The organism is Kineococcus gynurae, assembly GCF_042433995.1.
Taxonomy (GTDB): domain Bacteria; phylum Actinomycetota; class Actinomycetes; order Actinomycetales; family Kineococcaceae; genus Kineococcus; species Kineococcus gynurae.
Genome location: NZ_JBHLUI010000006.1, coordinates 23,039 through 46,785 on the forward strand (window position 1 = coordinate 23,039; position 23,747 = coordinate 46,785).

Sequence of the window (23,747 nt, forward strand, 5' to 3'; positions counted from 1 at the left end):
GGTCAGCCGCGCACGCCCGCCATCCAGCGCTCGAGGGCCTCGGGGGTGCGGGGGAGCGCGGCCGAGAGGTTCTCCACCCCGTCCTCGGTGACGAGGACGTCGTCCTCGATGCGCACCCCGATCCCGCGCAGCTCCGGCGGGGCGAGCTCGTCCTCGGCCTTGATGTAGATGCCCGGCTCGATCGTGAACACCATGCCGGGGCGCAGCTCGGCGTCCAGGTACATCTCGCGACGGGCCTGCTGGCAGTCGTGCACGTCCAGCCCGAGGTGGTGGCTGGTCCCGTGCGGCATCCACCGGCGGTGGTACTGGCCCTCGGGCTGCAGCGAGGTGGCCGCGTCGACCGGCAGCATCCCCCAGGCCGAGAGCCGGTCGGCGACGACGACCATGGCGGCCTCGTGGACCTCGCGGAAGCGGACTCCGGGCCGTGCCACGGCGAAGGCCGCGTCGGCGGCGTCGAGCACCGCCTGGTAGACCCGGCGCTGGGCGTCGGTGTAGCGACCGTCGACCGGCAGGGTCCGGGTGATGTCGGCGGTGTAGAGGGAGTCGACCTCCACGCCGGCGTCGAGCAGCAGCAGGTCGCCGGGACGCACCGCCCCGTCGTTGCGGATCCAGTGCAGGGTGCAGGCGTGGTTGCCGGCCGCGGAGATGGTCTCGTAGCCGACGCCGTTGCCCTCGATCCGGGCGTTGCCGTCGAAGGCCGCCTCCACGACGCGTTCGCCCCGGTCGTGACCGACGGCGCGCGGCAGCTCGCGCACCACGGTCTCGAACCCGCGGATGCTGGCGGCCACCGCCGAGCGGAGCTGCTCGACCTCCCACGCGTCCTTGACCAGCCGCAGCTCCGAGAGCGCCGTGACGAGCTCGGCGTCGGTGCTCGCGACGGCTCCGTCGGACCCCTCCGGCCGCAGGCGCGCGGTCACGACGGGGTCGGCGTCCGGCACGAGCCGCACGGTCCCCGTCCCCGACCCGGCGGCCGTGACCTCCTCGACGAGTCCCGCGACGTCGCGGGTCGTCAGACCCGTCCGGGTCGTGAGGGCGCCCAGGGTCGGTCGCGGGCCGACCCAGAGCTCGCCGTAGCGGGCGTCGGCGAAGAACTCCTCGGTCTCCCGCCCCGCCTGCGGCCGCAGGTAGAGGACGGCCTCGTGCCCCTGCTCGCGGGGGTGCAGGACGAGCACGGCGTCGGCCTCCTCGTCGGTGCCGAGGCCGGTGAGGTGCGCGAACGCCGAGTGCGGGCGGTAGCGGTAGTCGCAGTCGTTGGACCGGCGGACCAGCGGGCCGGCCGGGACCACGAGGACGTCGCCGGGGAAGAGGACCGAGAGCTGCTCGCGGCGCCGGGCCGCGAAGGCGGCCACCGCGTCCGGGGCGTCCGGCTCGGCCGGTCGCGGCCCCCAGCCGTCGGCGATGAAGCGACGGAAGGCCTCCGAGCGGGGCAGCGTGCGGTGCGAGGACTCCTCCGCGGGCGCGGGAACCTCCTCGGCCGTGGCCTCCGCGGGAGTCTCGGCGGGGGTCTCGGCGACCGCCCTCGCGGTGTCGTCGACGGTCTCGGTGCCCGGGTTCGCGCTCACCCGACCATCATGGCCGATGCCTGCGGGGGCCGACCTGCGCACGGTTGACGTGGCCGCGCGAGCGGGCGGATGGTGGACCATGAACTCCCCGGCGACCTGCCCCCGCTGCGACGAGGCGGTGCGGGCTCCCAGCATCTGGCACAGTTCGGCGACCTGTGCGCGGCACGGCGAGGTCGTCCCCCTGCAGCCGCCGCAACCGGCCGATCCCGAGCACCTCGCCTGGGTCGCAGCGCATTCCGAGGTCCCCGTGTGGGCGCCGTGGCCGTTGCCCGACGGGTGGCTGCTGACCGGTGTGCGCTGCGTGCGCGACGAGCACCACGACGCGCGGGCGGTGGTGGTCGCGACCAGCGGACCCCACGCGGGCGGGCACGTGGACGAGCAGGGCCGGGTCGGCGGGGGCCTGGCCGAGATGCTGCTGGTCGCCGAGCAGCCGGGGACGGGGCTGGGTGCGCGACTGGCCGGTCTCGACGACGTGGACCCCGGCGACGGCGTGGTGGGCGGGGCGCCCGCGGCCCGGTTGCGCGCCGACCGGGCGGGCACGCCCCTGTGGGGGGTGCCGGTCGAGGGGGACCGGGCCGTGCTGGTCGGGGAGGCGGCCGGGGTCTGGTTGTGGGCCCTGCTCTGGCCGGCCAGCGCCGGGGCCTCGATGCTGGAGGGGTTGGAGCTGATCGACCTGCGCGAACCCGGTCACGCGCTCGACGTGCCCTGCGGTGCGCTGACCCCCCGGGTGGCCTGGAACTGAGCCGAGCCGCTGCGGAGGGGGCCGCGGTGTCCCCGGCGTAAGCTCGGTCGGTGCGCATCGACCTCCACACGCATTCCGCCGTCTCCGACGGCACGGAGACGCCGACGGAGCTGGTCGCCTCGGCCGCCGCGGCGGGGCTGGACGTCGTCGCGCTCACCGACCACGACACGACCGCCGGGTGGGACGAGGCCTTCGCGGCCGGGCAGCGGCACGGGGTGCGCGTCGTGCCCGGTGTCGAGATCAGCTGCCAGCGAAGGGGCATCTCGGTGCACCTGCTGGCCTACCACCACGACCCGGCCGAACCCGTCCTGCGCGAGCTGCTGACCCGCTCCCGGGAGTCCCGGGAGTCCCGGGCCCGGCGCATGGTCGACAACCTGACCCCGGTGACCGGCCTGACCTGGGCTGCGGTCCAGGCCCAGGTGGCCGACGGTGCGACCATCGGTCGCCCGCACCTGGCCGACGCCCTGGTCGCGGCCGGCATCGTGCCCGACCGCGACGAGGCGTTCCGGACGTGGTTGTCGGCGCGCAGCCCCTACTTCGTCCCGCACGTCGCGCCGGACCCGGCCGAGGCGGTCCGGCTCGTCCGCGCCGCCGGCGGGGTGCCGGTGGTGGCCCACCCCGCGGCGTCCAAGCGAGGGCGGTGCCTGACCGAGGAGGACATCGAGGAGATGGTGGCCGCCGGGATGCTGGGCATCGAGGTCGACCACCGCGACCACACCGAGGACGAACGGGCGCGGCTGCGACGCTGGGCCGACGCGTTCGGTCTGCTGATCACCGGATCCAGCGACTACCACGGCACCGGCAAGCAGAACCGCCTGGGGGAGAACACGACCCGGCCCGAGGTCTACGAGGGGATCGATGCGGCCGTGGCCCGCTGAGGGCCGTCGGCGACCGGGGTTCAGCGCCGGCGGGGTCTGAGCGCCGCGGCCTCGAGGCGGGTCAACCGCCGACGCAGCTCGTCGTCGTCGAACCGGTCGGGCAGACCGGGGCGGTCGGCCCAGGCGGGCAGCAGCGAGGGGGCGAGCGTCGAGGCGGCGACCCACCCGGGCATCCGTGGCTCGTCCACGGCGATGCAGCGGCTCCCGCGCGGGGTCGGGCTCGTCGGGCCGGCGGGGCGTCGGGAGAGCAGGAGCAGCGACTCGACGTCGAGACGGATCTCCTCGACGAGAGCGTTCATACGCTCGACGCTGTCGGGCACCACCTCGTCCTGCGCCCCCAGCAGCACCGCGGTGCCCACCTGGTCACGGACGTAGCGCTCCTGCTGGGCCGGGTCGAGGCGGCGCCCGGCCGAGGCGGAGGCGGCGAAGACGGCGGACAACCGCAGGGCGTGCCGCACGGCCACCGTGCGCTCCGGTTCGAGGTCGCCCGAGGACGTCATCAGGACGCGCTCCCGGGCGGCCAGGGCCAGGGCCCGGCAGGGGTCGCGACGCGCCGCGCGGACCACCGAGGCGAGGTCGCGGATGCGCTGCCAGGGGTGGCGCGGATCGGTGGCCGCGGCCACGGCCAGGACGGGGTGGGCCTCTTCGACCAGGGCGGCGGCCAACAGGGCCACCGGGAGGAGGGGCCCGTGGAGGGCCGCCTCGACGGTGGCCGGCTCCTCCTGGGGCGTCGGCGAGGCTCTCACCGGGGTCGAGGATTCCGCGCTCACGGGATCAGGATCGACCAGGCACGAGCAGATCGCAGCTCGACCGGCGGCGCCCGGGTGGGCGCCGCCGGTCACGACCGGGCCGGTCACGACCGGGCCGGTCACGACCGGGCCGGTCACGACCGGGCCGGTCACGACCGGGCCGGTCACGATTGGAGTGGTGCGGAGGTCAGTCCCGGGACTGCGCCTCGGACTGCGCGGGGGACGGGGCCTCGGTGGAGGCCGTCCGGGTCCGGCGGCGACGACGCGGGGCGGAGCCGGTGGTCGGGCTGCCGGTGGTCGGGCTGCCGGTGGTCCCGGATCCTTCGGTCTCCCCGACCGGGGAGTCCGCACCCTCGGAACCGGGGGTCGCGGAGCCGGACTGCTCACCCGTGCCGAGACGGCGGCGGCGGCGCGGGCGTCGGGTCCGGCCCGCGGTGCCCTCGGCCGCACCCTCCTCGGGGTCGCCGGCGACCGGCGCGTCGGTGGCGGCCTCGGCGGTCCCGGTCGCCCGGTCGGCCCGATCGGTCGACGAGGCGTCACCGCGGCGGCCGCGACCACCGGAGCGGTCACCGCGCCCGTCCCGCTGCCCGCCGCCGCGTCCACCGCGGCGGCCCTTGGCCGCGCCGACCTCACCGAGGTCCTCGAGGGCCTCGGCGTCCAGACCGGCCCGCGTGCGCTGGGCGCGGGGCAGGCGACCGGTCGTGCCGGCCGGGATGTGCAGGTCCTCGAACAGGTGCGGCGACGTCGAGTAGGTCTCGGCGGGCTCGTCGTAGCCGAGGCTGAGCGCCTTGTCGATCAGTCCCCAGCGCGGCAGGTCGTCCCAGTCGACGAAGGTGACCGCGGTGCCCGTGTTGCCGGCCCGCCCGGTGCGCCCGATCCGGTGCAGGTAAGTCTTCTCGTCCTCGGGGCACTGGTAGTTCACGACGTGGGTGACGTCCTCGACGTCGATCCCGCGCGCGGCGACGTCGGTGGCGACCAGGACGTCGACCTTGCCGGTGCGGAACGCGCGCAGCGCCTGCTCGCGGGCGCCCTGTCCCAGGTCGCCGTGGATGGCGGCGGAGGCGAAGCCGCGCTCCTCGAGCTGCTCGGCGACGTTGGCGGCGGTGCGCTTGGTCCGGCTGAACACGATCGTCAGCCCGCGCCCCTCGGCCTGCAGCATGCGGGCCAGGACCTCCACCTTGTCCATCGCGTGGGTGCGGTAGACGAACTGCGTGATGGCCGCGACCGTTGCTCCGTCGTCGGTGGGGTCCACCGCGCGGATGTGCGTGGGCTGCGTCATGTACTGCCGCGCCAGGGCGACCACGGCGCCGGGCATGGTCGCCGAGAAGAGCATGGTCTGGCGGGCCGGGGAGGTCTGCGCCAGCAGGCGTTCGACGTCGGGCAGGAACCCGAGGTCGAGCATCTCGTCGGCCTCGTCGAGCACGACGCAGGTCACGTGCGACAGGTCGAGGTGGCGGCGCTGGGCCAGGTCGATCAGTCGACCGGGGGTGCCGACGACGACGTCGACCCCGGCCGCGAGGGCCTCGATCTGCGGCTCGTAGGCGCGACCGCCGTAGACGGTGAGGATGCGGGTCTTGCGGACCCGGCTGGCGGTGGTCAGGTCACCGGCGACCTGGACGGCGAGCTCGCGGGTGGGGACGATCACCAGCGCCTGCGGGGCGCCGGGCTTGGCGAGCGCCTCGTAGGCGTCGTCACCGGGCACCGCGGTCCGGTGCAGCAGCGGGACACCGAAACCGAGCGTCTTGCCGGTCCCGGTCTTGGCCTGGCCGATGATGTCGTGCCCGGACAGGGCCACGGGCAGCGTCATCGACTGGATGGGGAAGGGGGCGACGATGCCCGCCCCGGCGAGCGCCTCGACGATGCGGGGGTCGACCCCGAACTCGCCGAAGGACTCGACCACGTGCGGGCGGGGGTGCTGGTCCACCTCGACGTCCGTGGACTCGGGCTCGATGGTGCTGGTCTGGTCGGTCATGCGTCTCCCGGGCGGGGGCGGACGCGGCGGCACCGGCGCTCCGGGCCCCGGCGGGTGTTCCCGGGGGCAGTCACGAAGAGCGAGATCGTCGGTGCTCTCAGCCGCGTCGCGGCGATCGGCAGCCGATCGTGACTGGCGACCGGGCAACCCTGAACGCGACCCATGCTAACCGGCCCGGGCGGACCGGACGGTTCCCGGACCCTCCGCGGCGCGGCGGATGGTCCGGGACCGGGGTCAGGAGAGGCCGAAACCGACCTTGCGGACCTCGTTGGCGCCGACGTCGACGTAGCCGAGCGAGGCGACCGGGACGACCAGGGTGCGCCCCTTCTCGTCGGTGAGCTGCAGCGTGCCGCCCTGGGCCAGCGCCTCGGCGACGGCCGCCGTGATCTCGGCCGGCTGCTGCGCGGACTCGAAGACCAGCTCGCGTGCCACGTTCTGCACGCCGATGCGAACCTCCACCAGTGACCTCCAGGGGCTGCGTGTCCGGTCGCGCGACGTCGTGTCGCCGACGGCTCGGGTCGGGTGCACCGGTCGGTGCGACCCGCCTCGAACACTAACCGTTCGTCCGGTCCCCGCCCGCAGGCACCACCCCCGGGTGGCAGGGTGGGGCCATGCGCCCCCCGAGCCCCTCCGTGCGGCGCCGGTCCCTCCTGCTGGGGCTGGGGGCCCTGGCCGGGCTGCCCGGGTGCACCGAGGGGGCCCCGCCCCCGGTCTCCGGCGACCCCTCCCCGCTCGTGACGTCCTCGGCCCCGGCGTCCACCGCGACGACGACCACGGCGCCGGTCGCGTCCCCGACCCCCGCGCCGACCCCCGCGCCGACCTCCGCCCTGCCTCCCGGGCTCACCGAGGCCGACGTCGCCGCGGGCCTGCGCTCGGCGGAGGTGCCGAGCCTCGCCGGGGGCGAGCTCGTCACTGTCCCGGGTTCGGCCCCGGCCCCCGCCTCGGCCCGGGTGCGCACGCTGCGCGTGCAGGTCGAGCGGGGACTGCTCGACGCCGAACTCGTCGACGGCGTCGCCTTCGCCGACTTCGCGCTCGCGGTCCTCAACGACCGACGCGGCTGGGGGGCCGGCGGGACCATGAGCTTCGCCCGGACCGATGCGGCGGACGCCGAGTTCCGCCTCGTGCTGGCCAGCCCGGACACCTCGGCGGCGCTCTGCCGCCCCCTGCGGACCCTGGGCACGCTCTCCTGCCGACAGGGGGACGCGGCGGTCCTGACCCTGCACCGGTGGGTGCTGGCGCACCCGGACTACGGCGACGACCGCACCGGGTACCGGCAGTACGTCGTGAACCACGAGGTGGGGCACCTGCTCGGGCACGGGCACGAACCGTCCCCCGGGGTCGGCCGCCGCGCGCCCGTGATGATGCAGCAGACGAAGGGGTTGAAGGGTGCGCTGCCCAATCCGTGGCCCTTCCCGGACGCCTGAGATGCCCGGTGCCACCTCCGCCGCCCCCGACCCGCCGCGCCTGCCGGAGCGGGTCGAGGACGTGCTCGACGTCGTCGAGGCGATCCCGCCGGGCCGGGTGCTCACCTACGGCGACGTCGGGGAGCTGCTCGGGGACCGGGGTCCGCGCTTCGTCGGCAACGTGCTGCGCCGCTTCGGGTCCGGTTCGCCCTGGTGGCGCGTGCTGCGGGCCGACGGGAGCGCGGCCCCGGGCCTGGCCGCCGTGGCCGTCGAGCACTGGCGGGTCGAGGGGGTCGCGCTGCGTCGCGACGACGCCGACCCCGTCGCGGTCCGGGTCGACCTGGCCCGGGCCCGCTGGGAGGGGCCGTGACCCCCGGGGACGACGCCGGGCTCGGCGCCCGGTTGCGCGAGGCCCGACAGCGGTTCTCGGTGGAGTTCTCACCCGCCCACGACGAGGCCACGGCCCGGCGGCAATGGGCTGCGGTGCAACGGTTGCAGGAACTCCGGCCGGTCTTCGCCTCGGTCACCTACGGGGCCGGCGGGGGCAGCCGGGACGGAACCGTGGAGCTGGCCGGGCGGTTGCACCGGGAGACCGACGTGCTGCCCCTGGCGCACCTCACCGCGGTCGGGCAGTCGACGGCGGAGCTGCGCGAGGTCCTGCGGGCGCTGGCCCGGGCCGGGGTCCGGGAGGTGCTGGCCCTGCGCGGCGACCCCGACGGGGATCCCGGGGCGCCCTGGGAGGCGCACCCCGAGGGCCTCGAGCACGCCGACGAGCTGGTGGCGCTGGCCCGGGCCGAGGGCATGCGCAGCGTCGGGGTGGCGGCCTTCCCGGCCGGGCACCCCGAGTCCCCGGACCTGGACACCGACACCCGCCACCTCCTCGCCAAGCTGCGGGCCGGGGCCGACTTCGCCATCGCCCAGCTCACCTTCGACGTCGAGGAGTTCCTCCGGCTGCGCGACCGGGTGGTGGCGGCGGGCCGGGGCGACGTCCCGGTCCTGCCGGGCCTGCTGCCGCTGACCAGCCCCACCGTGCTGGAGGTGAGCGACCGGCTGACCGGCGGGCAGCACCCGGCCTGGTTGCGGGAGCGTCTGGCGGGGTTGATCGACGACCGCGACGCCTTCCGCGAGGAGGGCGTGCAGATCGCCCTGGAGAGCGGTCGGCGCCTGCTGGACGAGGGCGTGGAGGTGCTGCACCTCTACACGCTGAACGCGTCGCGGACGGCGGTGCGCCTGGTCGAGGAGCTCGGGCTGGCGGGCTGAGACGACCCGGACCGGCGGCCACCTCTCGTGTCGGAGGCGTGTGGTGGCATGTCCGACGTGCCGATCGACACCCTCCCCGCCCCGCGCCTGCTGCGGGCCCCGCGCCGGGGCCGGCCCGCGTGGACCCTCGACGCCGACCAGCGGAGGGTGGTCGGGCGGCCCGCGGGCAGCGGACCCGTCGTCGTCCTCGGGGCCCCCGGCACGGGGCGGAGCCTGGTGCTGCGCGAGCTGGTCGCGGCCCGCGTCGACGCCGGCCTGGACCCCGACGCCGTCCTGGCCCTGGCCCCGACCCGGCTGGCCGCGGACGCGCTGCGGGACGCGTTGTCCGCGCGCCTGGCCCGGACCACGGGTCGCCCGGCCGCCCGGACCGTGCAGTCCTACGCCTTCGAGGTGCTGCGCCGCGTGCACGTGCGCGACGAGCTGCCCCCGCCGCGGCTGATCTCCGGCGCCGAGCAGGACTCGATCCTGGCCGAGCTGCTGGCCGCCCACGCCGAGGCCGCCGACGCGGAGCCCGACGACGGCCCGGACGACCTGCTGGAGCTGCTGGGACGGGTCCTGCACGCACCGCCGTGGCCCCCCTCGGTGCCGCGGGCGTCCTGGGTGCTGCGCAGTTTCCGCAACGAGGCCCGCGACCTCCTGATGCGGGCCGTCGAGCGGGGTCTGGAGCCCCCGGCGCTCGCCGAGCTCGGTCGTCGGCACGGCCGTCCCGAGTGGGTCGCGGCCGCGGAGCTGCTGCGCGAGTACCAGCAGGTGAACCTCCTCGGTCGGGCCGCCGACGCCTACGACCCGGCGGGGGTCGTCCGGACGGCGGTCGAGGCCCTGCGTGAGGACCCGGAGCTGCTGTCCGCGGAACGGGCGCGCTTCGCCCTGGTCGTCGTCGACGACGCCCACGAGCTGCCCGCGGCGGGGGTCGAGCTGCTGCAGGTCGTGGCCGGTGGTCGTGACCTGCTCCTGACCAGCGACCCGGACTCGGTGACCCAGGGCTTCCGGGGGGCCGACGCCGCGACCGCGGCCGGGTTGGCGGCCGCCTTCCCCCGGCCCGGGGGCGGACCGGCCGAGGAGGTCGTGCTCGGGACCTCCTGGCGGCAGCCGGAGCCGCTGCGGGCCGTCTCGACCCGGGTGGCGGGGCGCATCGGGGCCCTGGGCGGGGTCGCCCGCCGGCGGGCGGTGCCGGCGGTCCCCACCGCCCCCGGCTCCTCCACCGCCGCCGGGGTCGACGTGGTCGTCCTCGCCTCGGTGACCCAGGAGGCGGCCTGGATCGCGCAGCGGTTGCGCCGGCGCCACCTGCTGGACGGGGTGCCCTGGTCGGAGATGGCGATCGTCGTGCGGTCGGCGGGCGCGACCGCGGCGTTGCGGCGGGCCCTGCCCGCGGCGGGCGTCCCGCTGAACGTGCCCCTGGCCGAGGTTCCGCTGCGCGACGAGCCGGCCGTCGCGCCGCTGCTCGGGGCGCTCGGGGTCGTGCTGGCCGTGACCGGTGCGGGCGGGTCGGGCCCGGGGGAGACGGAGGGGATGAGCCCGGACCGGGCCCGCGACCTCGTCACCTCGCCCCTGGGCGGGGCCGACGTCGTCGCCCTCCGCCGGCTGCGCCAGGAGCTGCGCCGCGCAGAGCTCGCCGCGGGCGGTGGGCGCAGCAGCGACGAGGTCCTGGCCCGCTGCCTGGTCGCCGACCCGGCGGGGGGCGACCCGGACGTGGCCCGGCTGGCCGCCCCCGACGAGGTGCCCGGTCCGGCCGCCGACCCGCTCGCCCCCGCCCGACGCGTCCGGGCCGTGCTGGACGCCGGACGGGCCGCCCTGGCCGAGACCTCGGAGGACTCGGCCGAGGCGGTCCTCTGGGCGCTGTGGGCCGCCTCCGGTCTGGGACCGCGCTGGCAGCGCGCGGCGCTCGCGGGTGGGTCCGAGGGCGCCCGCGCCGACCGGGACCTCGACGCCGTGCTCGCCCTCTTCGAGGCGGCCGGGCGGTTCACCGACCGGTTCCCGGGACCCGCCGGCGCGCTCCGCTTCCACCGGGAGATGACCTCGGCCGAGGTCCCCTCGGACACGCTGGCCGACCGGGCCCCCGACACCGGCGCGGTCACCCTGACCACCCCGCAGGGCGCGGCCGGTCGGGAGTGGGACGTCGTGGTGGTCGCCGGGGTGCAGGAGGGGGTGTGGCCCGACCTGCGCCTGCGGGGCTCCCTGCTCGGCGCCGTCGACCTCGTGGACGTCCTGGAGGGGCGCCACGAGGAGACCGCCGAGGTGCGGCTGCGGGCGGCCCGGCGGGCGGTGCTCGACGACGAGCTGCGCTACTTCCACGTGGCCGTCTCCCGGGCCCGCCGCGAGCTCGTGGTAACCGCGGTCCGCGACGAGGACGAGCGGCCCTCGGCCCTGCTGGACCTGGTCGACCCGCGCGGCGCCGCCGAGGACGAGGAGCGGCCCACCGTCCCCGTCCCCCGCAGCGTCGGTCTGGGGGCTCTGGTCGCCCGTCTGCGCCAGGTCGTCTGCGCCCCGGCCGGGGCGGAGACCGCAGCGCGGCAGGAGGCGGCGGCCCGCGAGCTGGCCCGGTTGGCCGCGGCCGGGGTGCCCGGTGCGGACCCCCTCGACTGGTTCGGTGTGCCCGCGCCGAGCAGCGCGGACCCGCTGCGCGCACCGGGGGAGCTGGTCAGCGTCTCCCCGTCCCGGGTGGAGAGCTTCGAACGCTGCGGGCTGCGCTGGCTGCTGGACACGGCGGGGGCCCGACCGGGGGACAGCGCCAAGCAGTCGCTCGGCAACCTCGTCCACCAGATCGCGGCCGAGCTGCCCGGGGCCGGGGCGCACGAGCTGCGCGCCCGTCTCGACCGGCTCTGGCCGAGCCTCGGCCTGCCCGCGGGCTGGGTGGCCGACCGCGAGCGGCAACGGGCCGAGCGCATGCTGGACAAGCTGGCCGAGTACGAGCGCGAGAGCCGGGCCGAGGGCCGGACCCTGTCCGCGGTCGAGCAGGCCGTCGACGTCGTCGTCGGCCGGGCCCGGGTCCGGGGGCGGGTGGACCGGCTCGAGGTGGACGCCCTGGGGCGGGCGGTCGTCGTCGACCTCAAGACCGGCAAGACCCCGCCCAAGGACGCCGACCTCGCCCGCACCGCGCAGCTGGGGGTGTACCAGGTCGCCGCCGAGCACGGGGGGTTCGCGGGCCCGGACGGGACGGGCCCGCGGGTCACGGGCGGCGCGGCCCTCGTGCAGCTGGGCGGGTCGCAGAAGTCGGTGAAGGTGCAGCGGCAGCCGCCACCGGCCGACGACGAGGAGCCGGGCTGGGCGGCCGAGCTGCTGGCCCGCGCGGCCGACGGCATGGCCGCGGCGGAGTTCGAGGCGGTCGTCGGCAAGCACTGCGGCTACTGCCCGGTCGTCACCAGCTGCCCCGCCCACGACGCCGGGCGCAGCGTGTGCGCGGACGGGACCGCCGACGAGGGAGGGCCGGCGTGAGCGGCTCCGGCCCCTGGATCGGGGCCACCGAGATCGCCGCCCGGCTGGGGCGCCCCGCCCCGACGCCGGAGCAGGTCCGCATCATCGAGGCGCCCGTCGAGCCGATGCTCGTGGTCGCGGGGGCCGGGTCGGGCAAGACCGAGACCATGTCCTCGCGGGTGGTGTGGCTGGTCGCGAACCAGCTCGTCGCCCCCGAGGACGTGCTCGGCCTGACCTTCACCCGCAAGGCCGCCGGAGAGCTCGCCGAGCGGGTCCGGCGCCGGTTGCGCGGCCTGCGCGCGCTGGGCCTGGCCGGCCCCGGTGACGAGGCCGGTCCCGGCCAGGAGGCCGGGATCGGCGAGGGCGACCCGGTCGTCTCGACCTACCACGCCTACGCGGCCTCCCTGGTGACCGACCACGGGCTGCGGATCGGGGTCGAACCGGCCTCGACCGTGCTCTCCGACGCCGGGTCCTGGCAGCTCGCCACCGAGATCGTCGAACGCTGGCGGGGGGACCTCCCCGACGTCGAGATCACCGCGGGGACGCTGGCCACCGCGATCCTGCAGGCGGCCGGGGAGTGCGCGGAGCACCTCACCGACCCGGCCCGGATCGACGACCTCGTCACCGACCTGACCGGCCGCATCACCCGGTTGCCCCGCGACGACAAGGCGGTCCGCAAGCTCGGGGCGCACGTCCCCGGCGACCCGTACGCCGAGGTCAAGAAGGTGCTCACGGGTCTGCGGGCCCGCCGGTCCCTGCTGCCGCTGCTCGCCGAGTACGGCGCGCGCAAGCGGGAGGCCGACCAGCTCGACTTCGGCGACCAGGTCCAGCTGGCCGCCCGGCTGGCCCGCGAGGTCCCGGCGGTCGGGGCCCTCGAGCGGTCCCGGCACCGCGTCGTGCTCCTCGACGAGTACCAGGACACGAGCTACGCCCAGCTGGCGCTGCTGCGGGCCCTGTTTGGCGGCGGGCACCCGGTCACCGCGGTGGGGGACCCGCACCAGTCCATCTACGGCTGGCGGGGGGCCAGCGCGGGCAACCTGGCCGGGTTCCCGGCGCGGTTCCGCCGCGTCGACGACACGCCCGCGGCCGTGGCGCCGCTGGCCACGAGCTGGCGCAACGACGAGGCGGTGCTGGCCGCGGCCAACGTCGTGGCCGAGCCGTTGAGCGCCCGGGCCGAGGGGGCCACCGTCGGGCGGTTGGTCGCCCGTCCCGGGGCCGGTCCCGGCCGGGTGCGCACCTCCTTCGCCGCGACGGTCGAGGAGGAGGCCGCCGAGGTCGCGGCCCGCATCGCCGAGGTGTGGCGGGCCGACACCGCCCGGCTGGCGCTCGACCCGGCCGCGACGCGACGGACCGCGGCGGTGCTCTGCCGGCGCCGCAGCTCCTTCGTGGTGCTGCACCGCGCGCTGCGCGAGGCCGGGTTGCCGGTCCAGGTCGTGGGGCTCGGCGGCCTGCTCTCCACCCCCGAGGTGGTCGACGTCGTCGCGACGCTGCACGTCCTGCACGACCCGGGCCGCGGTGACCAGCTCGCCCGGCTGCTGACCGGGGCCCGGTGCCGGCTGGGCGCCCGCGACCTCGTGGCCCTGGGGTCGTGGGCGCGCGCCGTGCACCGGCGGCGGCTGGCCCCGACGCTGGTCGACCCCGCCCCCGACGACCTGGTCGTCGCCCCCGACGAGGTCGAGTCGGTCAGCCTGGTCGAGGCGCTGGACGAGCTGCCCCCGCCCGGGTGGCGCGACGCCGAGGGGCTCGGGCTGGGCCCCGAGGCCCGGGAGCGGGCGGGCCGGCTGGCTCAGCTGCTGCGCCGGTTGCGGTCGCGCACGAGCTCCCTCGGGGTCGCCGACCTGGTCGGGGAGGTCGAACGGGCGCTGCTGCTCGACATCGAGGTGGCCGCCCGGCCCGGCGCCCGCCCCGCCCTCGACCGGGCCAACCTCGACGCCCTCGCCGACGCGGCCGCCGGGTTCGCCGCCTCCTCCCGCCGGCCCACCCTGGGCGGGTTCCTGTCCTGGCTGGAGGCGGCCGAGGTCCGTGAGCGCGGGCTGGAGCCGGGCGCGGCCGACGTCTCCAGCGAGGCCGTGCAGCTGCTCACCGTCCACGCGAGCAAGGGTCTGGAGTGGGACGTCGTCGCCGTCCCCGGGCTGGTGGAGGGGACTTTCCCGGCCGGCGGGGACACCGCGTCGGGCTGGCTGGGCGGACCGGGCGGCATCGGCGTGCTGCCCTACCCGCTGCGGGGGGACGGCGCCCACCTGCCGCAGTGGGACGTGGTCGGGGCCGGGACGCAGAAGGAGCTCGACGAGGCGCGCGTCCGCTTCCGGGAGGCCTGCGGTGACCACGAGATGGCCGAGGAGCGCCGCCTCGCCTACGTCGCCTTCACCCGGGCCAAGACCGAACTGCTGCTCTCCGGGGCCTGGTGGGACGACGCCACCAAGCCGCGGGTGCGCTCCCGGTTCCTGACCGAGCTGCTGGCCGCGGCCGACGAGGGGCGCGTCCCCGGCCTCGTCCAGCTGCCCGGTGCCCCGCCGCCGGAGGCGGGGGAGGTCAACCCGCGCACCGCCGAGGCGGTCCGGGTGCCCTGGCCGGTCGACCCGCTGGCCGCCCGCCGCGAGGACGTCGACGCGGGCGCGGCCCGGGTCCGGGCGGCGGTCCTCGCCGGGCCGGAGGGCGCGGGTCGGGAACTGCCCGAGGGGGCGGAGGCCGAGGTCGCCGAGTGGCGGGAGCAGGTGCGGTTGCTGCTGGCCGAGCGGTCCGCCGGGGCGTCCGCGCCCCGCGTCGAGCTGCCCGCGCACCTGTCCGCGTCGCGGCTGGTGGCGCTGGCCGAGGACCCGGCCGCGCTGGCCCTGCAGCTGCGCCGCCCGGTGCCGCAGCAGCCCCGGGCCTCGACCCGCCGGGGGACCGCGTTCCACGCGTGGCTGGAGCAGCGGTTCACGGCGGGACGGCTCATGGACCTCGACGACCTGCCGGGCGCGGCCGACGAGACGGCCGAGAACGACGACGAACTCGCTGCGCTGCAGCGGAACTTCCTGGCCTCGCCGTGGGCGTCGCGGGACCCGCTGATGGTCGAGGTGTCGGTCGAGACGCCGGTGGCCGGCCTCGTCGTGCGGGGCCGGATCGACGCCGTCTTCACCGCGCCGGACGGGCCGCACGGGCGCGTCCGCCATGACGTCGTCGACTGGAAGACCGGGCGGCCCCCCACCGGCCGGGCGCGGCGGGCTCGCGACGTGCAGCTGGCCGTCTACCGCCTGGCGTGGTCGCGCTGGCGCGGCGTGCCCCTGGAGGACGTGTCGGCCGCGTTCTTCTACGCCTCGACGGGGGAGACGGTCCGGCCGGTCGACCTGCACACCGCGGCCGACCTCGAGCGGCTGGTCACCGACCTGCCCGAGGCGGCGGGGACGGGGACGGGCTGAGCGGCACCTCGACCAGCAACCCCCGGTGGTCGCTGCCACCCACCCGCAGGATCTGCGCCGGGGGGAGGGTGACGTCGAGGTCGGGCGCGTCCAGCAGGACGTGGTCCAGCTGGATCCGGGGCGCGGGCGAGGGGAACGTCGCCCCCCGCGCCAGCGGCGTCCAGGGCAGGACCCGTCGGACCAGGAAGGGGGGCTGGTTCAGGTCCCCGGCCAGGACGAGGGGTCGTGGGAGGTCGGCCAGCTCGGCCCGCAGCCGGCGGGCCTGGCGGATGGAGCGGGGCACCACGAAGGAGAGGTGCGTGACGACGACGGTGACCGGTCCCGCGGCGCTGTCCAGGACGGCCACGACGGCCGCCCGCTGCTCGTCGGGGATGGTGACCAGGCGGTGCGGGCTGCCCTCGTTGGCCAGCAGGGCCGGCATCGAGCGGCTGCTCGCCGCCATCAGGAGCTCGCGGACGTCGAGCACCGGCAGCGCGCTGAGCAGCGCGATCCCGTACCCCCCGGGCTCGGGATCGGCGGGGCCGGCCGCGGGCCTCGGCGGGGCCGGTCGCGCCGACGACGTGCCGGGGGTGCCGAGGACGGCCGCCGTGAAGTGGGCGTGGAAGTCCCGGCCGGTGGCCTCGCGCAGGGCCGCGGCGATGTCGTGCGCCTGGTGCCGGTCGCCCGAGCGGGGCAGGTGACGGTCGATCTCCTGCAGCGCCACCACGTCGACGTCCTCGCGGGCGACCACCTCGGCCACCGCGGCGGCCAGGGCGGCGCTGCCGGCGGCCCCGATCCGCCCGGAGCGGATGTCGCGCCCGGAGGCGGCGTTCAGGCTGAGGAGTTTCACGACTCCAACGGCATCGCGTCGGCGTGGGAGTCGAGGTCGTCCAGCATGCGCCGGGCGTCCTCGACGATGTCGGCGTCGTCGGTGCGCAGACCCAGCAGCAGCCAGCGGGCCAGGGCGAGCTCGCCGGCCAACCGTGCCCGCAGGAGCAGGTCGGGGTCGGGTGCCTCGGAGCGGGCGTTGGCGTAGGCCTCGAGCACCGACTCCAGCGCCTCCGGGTCCGCCCCGACGGCCAGCCAGGCGAAGTCGTCCGCAGGGTCGGCGACCTTGGCGTTGACCCAGCCGTCGATCCCGGTGACCTTGCCGTCCAGCCGGCCCGGGGCGTCGCGCGAGCAGCGGACGTAGTCGCCCACGAGGTCCCCGTGCACGGGCGTCGCCGCGAACCGCCAGACCGCGACGTCCTCCATCGCGGCCTCCCAGCGGGTCAGCAACCGGGGCGGGACGTACCCGGTCGCGGCCGCGCGGTCGAGCTCCGAGAGCCGCCGCCGGCGGTACTCCTCCGCGTCGTACACCGGGACCCCGGCCTCGGCGAAGACGGAACCGTCGAGCTGGTGCAGGGCGGCCAGCCCCCGCCCGAGCGAGGCGGCCAGCCCCGGCCCGGGGCGCAGGTCGGCGGGGTCCAGACGGGTCCCGGGCAGGTCCGGGTGCACCGAGCAGTGCCCGCCCTCGGGCAGCAGGTGGGTGCCCGCGGGTTCCGGGACGGCGAACGGCAGTCGGCCGTGCAGCGCCCGCACCAGCTCGACCTCGGCGTCGAGCAGGGCGGCCGCCGCCGGGCGGCGCGGGGCCCGCACGATCCACCGGGCGTCCTGTGCGTCGAGCACGACGGCGACGTCGAAGTCGGCCCCGTCGGCGTCACTGGTGCCCGTCGCGACGGGCTGCAGGCCGCCGACGGCGGCGGTGGCGAGCGCGGCGAGGGCGGCGGGGCTTCGGGACGACACGCCCATACGGTATTCCGCCGAGCCCCTCCCGCGGCCCCGGCCCACCGCGGCGGTTCCTAGGCTGGACGGGTGCCCGCACCGCTGCCCGCCTCCACCCCCCGCGCCACCACCGATCCCGGCGCCGCCGCCGACGCCCCGGCCCGGGTGGCGCTGCCGTCCCCGCCCCTCGGTGAGCTGGCCCTGTCCCGGCAGGACCTCGACCGGGCGGGGACCCGGCGGGCGCTGCCCGTGGCCGACCTGCTCGCCGACCCGGCCACCCGGGTGCTGCGCGTGCACGCCGGTCGGGCGCCGGTGCTGAGCTCGCCGCGGGGGCTGGAGCTGGTCCTGCCCGGGGCCGCGGAGATCGCCGCGCCCGGGGAGGACGACCTGGTCCTGTACCTCGGCACGCACGACGGGACCGATTTCGTCGCCTTCGTCTCCGACGCGGCCGAGCCCGAGGTGGCCGACGGCTCGGCCGGGGGCGAGGAGTGGCGCGGACTGCGCGAGGTCGGGGCCGCCCTGGGCCCGCGCGACGCCGGGTTGTTCACCGAGGCCCTGGCCATGGGCAACTGGCACGCGGTGACGCGGTTCTCCCCGCGCACGGGGGAGCCGCTCCGTCCCGCCTCCGGCGGGTGGGTGAAGGTCGAGCCCGACGGCAGGGAGCACTTCCCCCGCACCGACGCGGCCGTGATCATGGCGATCGTCGACCCGGCCGACCGTCTGCTGCTCGGGCACCAGCCGGTGTGGCCCGCCAACCGCTACTCGGTGCTGGCGGGGTTCGTCGAGCCCGGCGAGTGCTTCGAGGACACCGTGCGGCGCGAGGCGTGGGAGGAGGCCGGGGTCGTCGTGGGCTCGGCGCCCGACGACGTCGTCTACCTCGGTTCGCAGCCCTGGCCGTTCCCGGCCTCGTTGATGGTCGGGTTCGTGGCCCGGGCGGTGACGACCGAGATCAAGGTCGACGGGGAGGAGATCGCGCTTGCCCGGTGGTTCAGCCGGGAGGAGCTGGCCGCCGAGGTCGCCGACGCTCGGGTGCTGCCCCCGCCGGAGGTCTCCATCGCCCGGCGGCTGATCGAGGCCTGGTTCGGGGGTCCGCTGCCCGTCCCGTCGGGCGCCACCTGGTGAGGAGCGCCCGGCGCCCGCACCCGCAGCCCTTAGCCCCCAGCCCTCAGTCGAGGAGTTCGGCCGGGTGCCGCGGGTCCTCGCACCGCAGGACGGCCGTCGCCGCGACGAGCGGCTCGTCCTCGTCGAGGTAGCGCCCCCAGCCGCCCAGCACGCGCTCCACGTCCTCGGGGGCCACCCGACGGCGGATCGCGGCGGGCGAGGTGGACAGGTGCACGACGGCGTCGAAGCCCCATCGCAGCTCCGGCCGCAGCAGGAAGGGCCCGGTGAGCAGCAGCACCGCGCTCGGGGGCACCGCCTCCCGGGGGGCGCGGGAGGCGCGGTCGGTCACCGGGTCGTGCAGCGAGGGGACCCAGGTCCGGTCCGCGTCGCGACCCAGCGGGTCCAGCACCTCCCGCCACAGGCCGGACACGTCCCACCAGGCCTCGTAGAAGGCGTCGGGGTCGTCGCGCCCGTGCTCCAGCCGGACCGAGCGCGGCCGCCAGAACCCGCTGAACCCCGCCCGCAGGACGGGTCGGTGCTCGGCCCGCAGGGCCGCCTCCAGGTGGTCGGCGAGGAAGGCGGTGTCGGCGTCGACGGCTCCGTCCACCCCCACCCGGGCCCCCGCCGGCAACGACGCGGCCCACCTCGCCGCGAACTCGGGCGGCGAGGTGGGCCGGTAGCGCGCGGTGATCGGCCTCAGCCGCCGATCCGGGCCTTGACCTCGGCCAGGGACGGGTTGGTGGCCGCGCTGCCGTCGGAGAACAGCAGGGTCGGCACGGTCTGGTTGCCGCCGTTGACCTCCATCACGTACTCCGCGGCGTCGGGGACCTCCTCGATGTTGACCTCGGAGTAGCTGATGCCCTCCCGGTCCATCTGCGACTTCAGGCGGCGGCAGTACCCGCACCAGGTCGTGGTGAACATGGTCACGCTGCCGGCCGCGGGGGCCTCGATCGTGGACACGCGGGTCGCTCCTTCGTGCTCGCTGGGTGCTCACCGGTCGTGAGCTGCACGAGCTGACAACCGGAGGGGTCGCGGGCATCTTCCCGCCCCGGGGTCGACCGCGCACAGCCGCGCGTCGGGGCGCCCGCTCACCGCGCCGGGGCTGCGAGGATGACCCGGTCATGACTGCGCAGACCTCCCCGCCCGCCGCCCCCGCCACCGGCTCCGCCGACGCCGTCCTCGAGGGGCTCGACCCCGAGCAGCGCCAGGTCGCCACCACCCTCGACGGCCCGGTGTGCGTGCTCGCCGGGGCCGGGACGGGCAAGACCCGGGCCATCACCCACCGCATCGCCTACGGCGTGCACTCCGGGGCCTACGTCCCCAACCGGGTGCTGGCCGTGACGTTCACCGCCCGGGCGGCGGGGGAGATGCGGACCCGGTTGCGCGACCTCGGGGTCGCCGGGGTGCAGGCCCGGACCTTCCACGCGGCGGCGCTGCGCCAGCTGCAGTTCTTCTGGCCGCAGACGATCGGCGGGACGCTGCCCAACCTGGCCGAGCACAAGGCCCCGCTCGTGGCCGACGCCTGCAACCGGCTGCGCCTGTCCGCCGACCGGACGCGGGTCCGTGACCTCGCCGCCGAGGTCGAGTGGGGCAAGGTCATGCTCGTCGACCCCGACGACTACGTGACCCGCGCGGCGGCGGCCGGCCGTGGCGAACCGGGTGGGCTGGACCTGCCCACGGTGGCCCGGGTGCTGCGCACCTACGAGGACGTGAAGATCGACCGCGCGGTCATCGACTTCGAGGACGTCCTGCTGCTCACGGCCGGGGTCCTCGAGGAGCGTCCCGACGTCGCGACGACGGTGCGCGAGCAGTACCGGCACTTCGTCGTCGACGAGTACCAGGACGTCTCGCCCCTGCAGCAGCGGCTGCTCGACCTCTGGTTGGGCTCGCGCCGGGACCTCTGCGTCGTGGGCGACGCCAGCCAGACCATCTACTCCTTCGCCGGGGCCACCCCCGAGCACCTGCTGGACTTCCCGCGCCGGCACCCCGACGCCACCGTGGTCCGCCTCGTCCGCGACTACCGCTCGACGCCCGAGGTCGTGGCCATGGCCAACGCCGTGCTCTCCCAGGCCACCGGGAAGCACGCCCGGGCCCGGCTCGAACTCGTCGCGCAGCGCCCCTCCGGCCCGAAACCCACGTTCACCGCCTACCCCGACGACGTGGCCGAGGCGGCCGGGGTCGCGGCCCGCATCGCCGCCGAGATCGCCGCCGGCCGGTCGGCCAAGGACGTCGCGGTGCTGTTCCGGACCAACGGGCAGTCGCAGGCCTTCGAGTCCGCCCTGGCCGACGCCGGCGTCGGCTACGTCGTGCGGGGCGGGGAACGGTTCTTCTCCCGCCGCGAGGTGCGCGAGGCCATGGTCCTGCTCCGCGGGGCCGTGCGGGGTCTGGACCCCGACCACGACCTGCGCGAGGAGGCCCGCGCGGTCCTCGTCACCGCGGGGTGGGCCCAGCAGCCGCCGACGGCGGGCGGGGCGACCCGGGAACGCTGGGAGTCGTTGCAGGCGCTGGTGATCCTGGCCGACGAACTGGCGGGAACCCGGCCCGGATCCGGGCTCGGCGACCTCGTGGCCGAGCTCGACGAGCGCGCCAACGCCCAGCACGCGCCGACCGTCGACGGGGTCACGCTGGCCTCGCTGCACGCCGCCAAGGGCCTGGAGTGGGACGTCGTGCACCTGGTCGGCGTGAGCGAGGGGCTGCTGCCGATCTCGTTCGCCGAGACCGCCGACGACATCGAGGAGGAACGCCGGCTGCTCTACGTCGGCGTGACCCGGGCCCGCGAGGGCGTGCACGTCTCCTGGGGGGAGTCGCGCACCCCGGGCGGGCGCGGTTCCCGCCGTCCGTCCCGCTTCCTCGACGCCGTACGGGGCCAGGCCGAGGGTCTCGGTCGCGGGGCCCGCGCCACCGCCCGTCCGGCCCGGGCGGCCGCGTCCCTGGCCCGCTGCCGGGTGTGCGCCCGGCCGCTCAGCACGGGTGCGGAACGCAAGCTGCTGCGCTGCCACGACTGCCCGGCCGGCTACGACGAGGCGGTCTTCGAACGCCTGCGCACCTGGCGCACCGACGTGGCCCGGGAGATCGCGAAACCCGCCTACACGGTGTTCACCGACGCGACGCTGATGGCCCTGGCCGAGGCGATGCCCGACGACCTCGCGGCGCTGGCCCGGGTGCCCGGTGTCGGCCCGGCCAAGCTCGAACGCTGGGGCGAGGACCTGCTCGCCACGCTCGCCACCGACTGACCGCCGCCGGGGCCGCGAACGTCGTGGACGGGCACCTCAGGAGGTCAGTCCCGGGTCGATCCCGTCCGCGGTGCGGGCCTCCTCCTCGGCGTCGCAGCGCGTCGGGGAATTGTCCAGCGCGCGGACCCGGTCGACGAGCCAGTCGCCGCTGTCCCGGACGAGCGTGTACTCCAGACGCCAGCTCTGGCAGGCGGGGACGTCGTCGTCGGCCTCCTGCGTGGAGAGCATGGAGAGCACGGCGCGGTCGGTGACCGCGTCGACCGTCGACACCTCCTCCAGGCGCAGGGCGTACTGCAGCGTGGTGGCGTGCCCGGCCGCCCAGCGTTCCAGGCCGCCCGCCCGCTGCCGGGCCGGGCTGGCCAGGCGGGCGAAGGCCGTCTCGTAGTCCCCGTCGTTGACGGCGGTCGCGTACCCGTCGAACGTCGTGGCGATCATCGCCGCGTCCGGGTGCCCGGTGTCCACCTCGACCCCGTCCCAGGCGGCGGAGACGTCGCAGGTCGGGTCGGGCAGCGTCGCGGCGGTGCCCGCGTCGTGCTCGTCCCGCAGGTCCTGCGCCGTGGCGGCGGGCACGTAGTAGTTGACGTTCTGCCCGTCCCGGAACGAGGCCTCGGCCAGCCCGACGACGTCGCCGTGCACGTCGACCACCGGCCCGCCGCTGTTGCCGGGGGTGATCGCGACGTCCATCTGCCCGACCCCGCGCAGCTCCCGGTCGCCCAGGTCCAGCCGGCGGTCCAGGCCGCTGACGGTGCCCCGGGTCAGGGACAGGGGCAGGCCCGCCGGGTAGCCCAGGGCGGCGACGTCGGCCCCCACCCCGGCCGGTGCGGCGGCCAGGTCGAAGACGTGCCCCGGGAGGTCCTCGGACAGGGCGAGCAGGGCCGTCTCGTTCGCGGGGTCGACGGCGACCACCTCGGCGGCGACCGCGTCGGACCCGCTGCGGACCGCCAGCCGCCCCGACCCCTCCACGACGTGGGCCACGGTGAGCACCAGCCCCGGCTCCAGCAGCAGACCGCTGCCGTTGCCGCCGACGACGTAGCCGAACTCCGGGTCGCAGCCGAGGGCGTCGATCCGGACCACCCCGGAACCCACGTCGTCGAACAACCCGTCCCAGCCGGCGGTGGGCGCCGCCAGTGCCGGGCTGCTGCTCGGACTGCTCGTGGCCGGCGCGGTGGCCGCCTCGGTCGGCGTCTCGGCGGACGGGGTCGCCGGGGTCGGCGAGGCCGATGTCCCGTTCTCGCGCAACGGGAAGGAGCAACCGCCCAGGACCAGAGCCAGGACCAGTGCGAGGGTCGTGGTCAACCCGGCCGCAGCCGCCACCGGGCCCCGGGTGATCCGTCGAGCGCGCATCGTCGGCCTCCTTGCCGTCCGTCCTCCGCGGCAGACCCTAGGGGTCGGCGCAGGGCGCGTCCGGAGGTTCTCGGAACTCCCGCGATAAATCGTTTGTGCCCGTCCCCGACGACGACGTACTGTGACGATCACGACAGCGCGCGGGCTACCTGCGCCCGCGCCGCACCAGGGAGGAGGAGACCGATGAACGACATGACCGCCGACGTCATGAGCGCCGTGCCGACCCTCTCCCTGCTCCCCGTCGTGATGACGGCCCCGGTCGCCGTGGGCCGCGACGCCATCAAGGCGTCCACCCTCGTCCCGTCCGGGGGAGAGCTCCGTCTGCAGGGCGTCACCGAACCCGTCGCCGGGTCGGTCGTCGAGTACGGCACCGAGGTGCCCGTGCTGCGTCGGCGCTCCGCCATCTCCTTCCCGCCCGCAGGGATCCCGTTCCGGGAGCCACCGGTCTGACCGACCCCAGGTGAGCTCTTCGAGGCCGCGATCCCGTTCCGGGACCGCGGCCTTCGTGCGTTCAGCGGTCCTCCCTCCGGCAGCACCACGCCCCGTGGAGAACGCGAGACATGACCACCCGCACCGCTCGTCCCCGCACCGCTGACGCCCGCACCGCCCACCCGTCGGTCCCGAGGACCGGTTCCACCCACCCCGAGGAGGTGACCGGCGTGCCGCGCCGTCGCCCGACGCCCGAGTCCCTGCCCTGCCGCCGGTTCGACGCCGAGCTGTGGTTCGCCGAGGCCCCCGCCGACGTCGAACTGGCCAAGTCGCTCTGCGCCGAGTGCCCCCTGCAGGCCGCCTGCCTGAACGGGGCGCTGCAGCGCGCCGAACCGTGGGGCGTCTGGGGCGGCCAGCTCGTCCTGGCCGGTGTCGTCGTCCCCCGCAAACGTCCCCGCGGACGTCCCCGCAAGCACCCCGTCGCGGCCTGACCGGCCCGACCTCCGAGCACCAGAGAACCCG

The 23,747-nt window shown here is 76.7% G+C and carries 20 protein-coding genes; 11 read left to right on the top strand and 9 right to left on the bottom strand.

From position 1 onward, the window contains the following. Positions 1–2: 2 nt before the first annotated feature. Complete coding sequence (locus ACFFKU_RS04895) at positions 3–1,697, bottom strand: aminopeptidase P family protein (RefSeq protein ID WP_432499912.1); 1,695 nt, start codon at positions 1,695–1,697, stop codon at positions 3–5. On the opposite strand from ACFFKU_RS04895, the gene ACFFKU_RS04900 reads away from it, so the two are divergent. Together ACFFKU_RS04900 and ACFFKU_RS04905 are read left to right on the top strand one after the other, a co-directional pair. Then, positions 1,579–2,304, top strand: a complete 726-nt coding sequence (locus ACFFKU_RS04900; protein ID WP_380136152.1) for a DUF6758 family protein — start codon at positions 1,579–1,581, stop codon at positions 2,302–2,304. The two genes, ACFFKU_RS04895 and ACFFKU_RS04900, sit on opposite strands and share 119 nt — an antisense overlap. A 50-nt stretch (positions 2,305–2,354) precedes the next feature. Further along, positions 2,355–3,182: a PHP domain-containing protein gene (locus ACFFKU_RS04905; protein ID WP_380136153.1), complete on the top strand. Its 828-nt coding sequence runs from the start codon at positions 2,355–2,357 to the stop codon at positions 3,180–3,182. 20 nt (positions 3,183–3,202) lie between these two features. Here ACFFKU_RS04905 and ACFFKU_RS04910 read toward each other — a convergent pair whose 3' ends face one another. The 3 genes from ACFFKU_RS04910 to ACFFKU_RS04920 all read right to left on the bottom strand — a co-directional run bounded on the left by ACFFKU_RS04910 (position 3,203) and on the right by ACFFKU_RS04920 (position 6,362). Next, a complete protein-coding gene (locus tag ACFFKU_RS04910) occupies positions 3,203–3,952 on the bottom strand; it encodes an oxygenase MpaB family protein (protein ID WP_380136154.1) in 750 nt (249 codons plus the stop codon). Between the two features lie 166 nt (positions 3,953–4,118). After that, positions 4,119–5,903: a DEAD/DEAH box helicase gene (locus tag ACFFKU_RS04915; protein ID WP_380136155.1), complete on the bottom strand. Its 1,785-nt coding sequence runs from the start codon at positions 5,901–5,903 to the stop codon at positions 4,119–4,121. A 234-nt stretch (positions 5,904–6,137) separates the two neighbouring features. Then, positions 6,138–6,362 (bottom strand): DUF3107 domain-containing protein, encoded by a 225-nt coding sequence (locus ACFFKU_RS04920; RefSeq protein WP_380136156.1) that lies wholly within the window; start codon positions 6,360–6,362, stop codon positions 6,138–6,140. A 152-nt stretch (positions 6,363–6,514) separates the two neighbouring features. Here ACFFKU_RS04920 and ACFFKU_RS04925 point away from each other — a divergent pair, with 152 nt between their 5' ends. From ACFFKU_RS04925 to ACFFKU_RS04945, 5 genes are read left to right on the top strand one after another with little or no spacing between them, the layout of a single operon-like run. After that, complete coding sequence (locus ACFFKU_RS04925) at positions 6,515–7,327, top strand: DUF3152 domain-containing protein (RefSeq protein ID WP_380136157.1); 813 nt, start codon at positions 6,515–6,517, stop codon at positions 7,325–7,327. 1 nt (position 7,328) lies between these two features. Beyond that, on the top strand, positions 7,329–7,676 hold the full coding sequence (locus ACFFKU_RS04930) for an MGMT family protein (protein ID WP_380136158.1): 348 nt from the start codon (positions 7,329–7,331) through the stop codon (positions 7,674–7,676). Next, entirely contained in the window at positions 7,673–8,566 is an 894-nt protein-coding gene (locus ACFFKU_RS04935) for a methylenetetrahydrofolate reductase (RefSeq protein WP_380136159.1), read from the top strand. The genes ACFFKU_RS04930 and ACFFKU_RS04935 overlap by 4 nt, the downstream gene beginning before the upstream one ends. Positions 8,567–8,614: 48 nt before the next feature. Next, on the top strand, positions 8,615–11,998 hold the full coding sequence (locus tag ACFFKU_RS04940; protein ID WP_380136161.1) for a PD-(D/E)XK nuclease family protein: 3,384 nt from the start codon (positions 8,615–8,617) through the stop codon (positions 11,996–11,998). Further along, complete coding sequence (locus ACFFKU_RS04945) at positions 11,995–15,375, top strand: ATP-dependent helicase (RefSeq protein ID WP_380136163.1); 3,381 nt, start codon at positions 11,995–11,997, stop codon at positions 15,373–15,375. The genes ACFFKU_RS04940 and ACFFKU_RS04945 overlap by 4 nt, the downstream gene beginning before the upstream one ends. Here the strand turns inward: ACFFKU_RS04945 and ACFFKU_RS04950 are convergent. Together ACFFKU_RS04950 and ACFFKU_RS04955 are read right to left on the bottom strand one after the other, a co-directional pair. After that, complete coding sequence (locus ACFFKU_RS04950; RefSeq protein ID WP_380136165.1) at positions 15,335–16,204, bottom strand: endonuclease/exonuclease/phosphatase family protein; 870 nt, start codon at positions 16,202–16,204, stop codon at positions 15,335–15,337. The genes ACFFKU_RS04945 and ACFFKU_RS04950 overlap by 41 nt on opposite strands. Further along, positions 16,201–17,145, bottom strand: a complete 945-nt coding sequence (locus ACFFKU_RS04955) for a phosphotransferase (RefSeq protein WP_380136166.1) — start codon at positions 17,143–17,145, stop codon at positions 16,201–16,203. The genes ACFFKU_RS04950 and ACFFKU_RS04955 overlap by 4 nt, the downstream gene beginning before the upstream one ends. A gap of 63 nt (positions 17,146–17,208) precedes the next feature. On the opposite strand from ACFFKU_RS04955, the gene nudC reads away from it, so the two are divergent. Then, on the top strand, positions 17,209–18,240 hold the full coding sequence (gene nudC, locus ACFFKU_RS04960) for an NAD(+) diphosphatase (protein ID WP_380136168.1): 1,032 nt from the start codon (positions 17,209–17,211) through the stop codon (positions 18,238–18,240). 43 nt (positions 18,241–18,283) lie between these two features. Here the strand turns inward: nudC and ACFFKU_RS04965 are convergent, their stop codons facing one another. Continuing rightward, positions 18,284–18,826 (bottom strand): nucleoside/nucleotide kinase family protein, encoded by a 543-nt coding sequence (locus ACFFKU_RS04965; RefSeq protein ID WP_380136170.1) that lies wholly within the window; start codon positions 18,824–18,826, stop codon positions 18,284–18,286. Between the two features lie 89 nt (positions 18,827–18,915). Next, positions 18,916–19,179, bottom strand: coding sequence for a mycoredoxin (locus tag ACFFKU_RS04970; RefSeq protein WP_380136172.1), 264 nt, complete (start codon positions 19,177–19,179; stop codon positions 18,916–18,918). Between the two features lie 161 nt (positions 19,180–19,340). On the opposite strand from ACFFKU_RS04970, the gene ACFFKU_RS04975 reads away from it, so the two are divergent. Next, positions 19,341–21,452 carry an ATP-dependent DNA helicase UvrD2 gene (locus ACFFKU_RS04975; RefSeq protein ID WP_380136173.1) on the top strand — a complete coding sequence of 704 codons (2,112 nt, stop codon included), beginning with the start codon at positions 19,341–19,343 and terminating at the stop codon, positions 21,450–21,452. 36 nt (positions 21,453–21,488) lie between these two features. Here the strand turns inward: ACFFKU_RS04975 and ACFFKU_RS04980 are convergent, their stop codons facing one another. Further along, the gene (locus tag ACFFKU_RS04980) at positions 21,489–22,796 is read right to left on the bottom strand and encodes a trypsin-like peptidase domain-containing protein (protein WP_380136174.1); all 1,308 of its coding nucleotides are present in this window, start codon (positions 22,794–22,796) and stop codon (positions 21,489–21,491) included. 183 nt (positions 22,797–22,979) lie between these two features. Between ACFFKU_RS04980 and ACFFKU_RS04985 the strand changes: the two genes are divergently transcribed. Together ACFFKU_RS04985 and ACFFKU_RS04990 are read left to right on the top strand one after the other, a co-directional pair. Further along, positions 22,980–23,246: a hypothetical protein gene (locus ACFFKU_RS04985; protein ID WP_380136176.1), complete on the top strand. Its 267-nt coding sequence runs from the start codon at positions 22,980–22,982 to the stop codon at positions 23,244–23,246. A 110-nt stretch (positions 23,247–23,356) separates the two neighbouring features. Then, positions 23,357–23,716, top strand: coding sequence for a WhiB family transcriptional regulator (locus tag ACFFKU_RS04990; RefSeq protein ID WP_380136178.1), 360 nt, complete (start codon positions 23,357–23,359; stop codon positions 23,714–23,716). Positions 23,717–23,747: the final 31 nt, after the last annotated feature.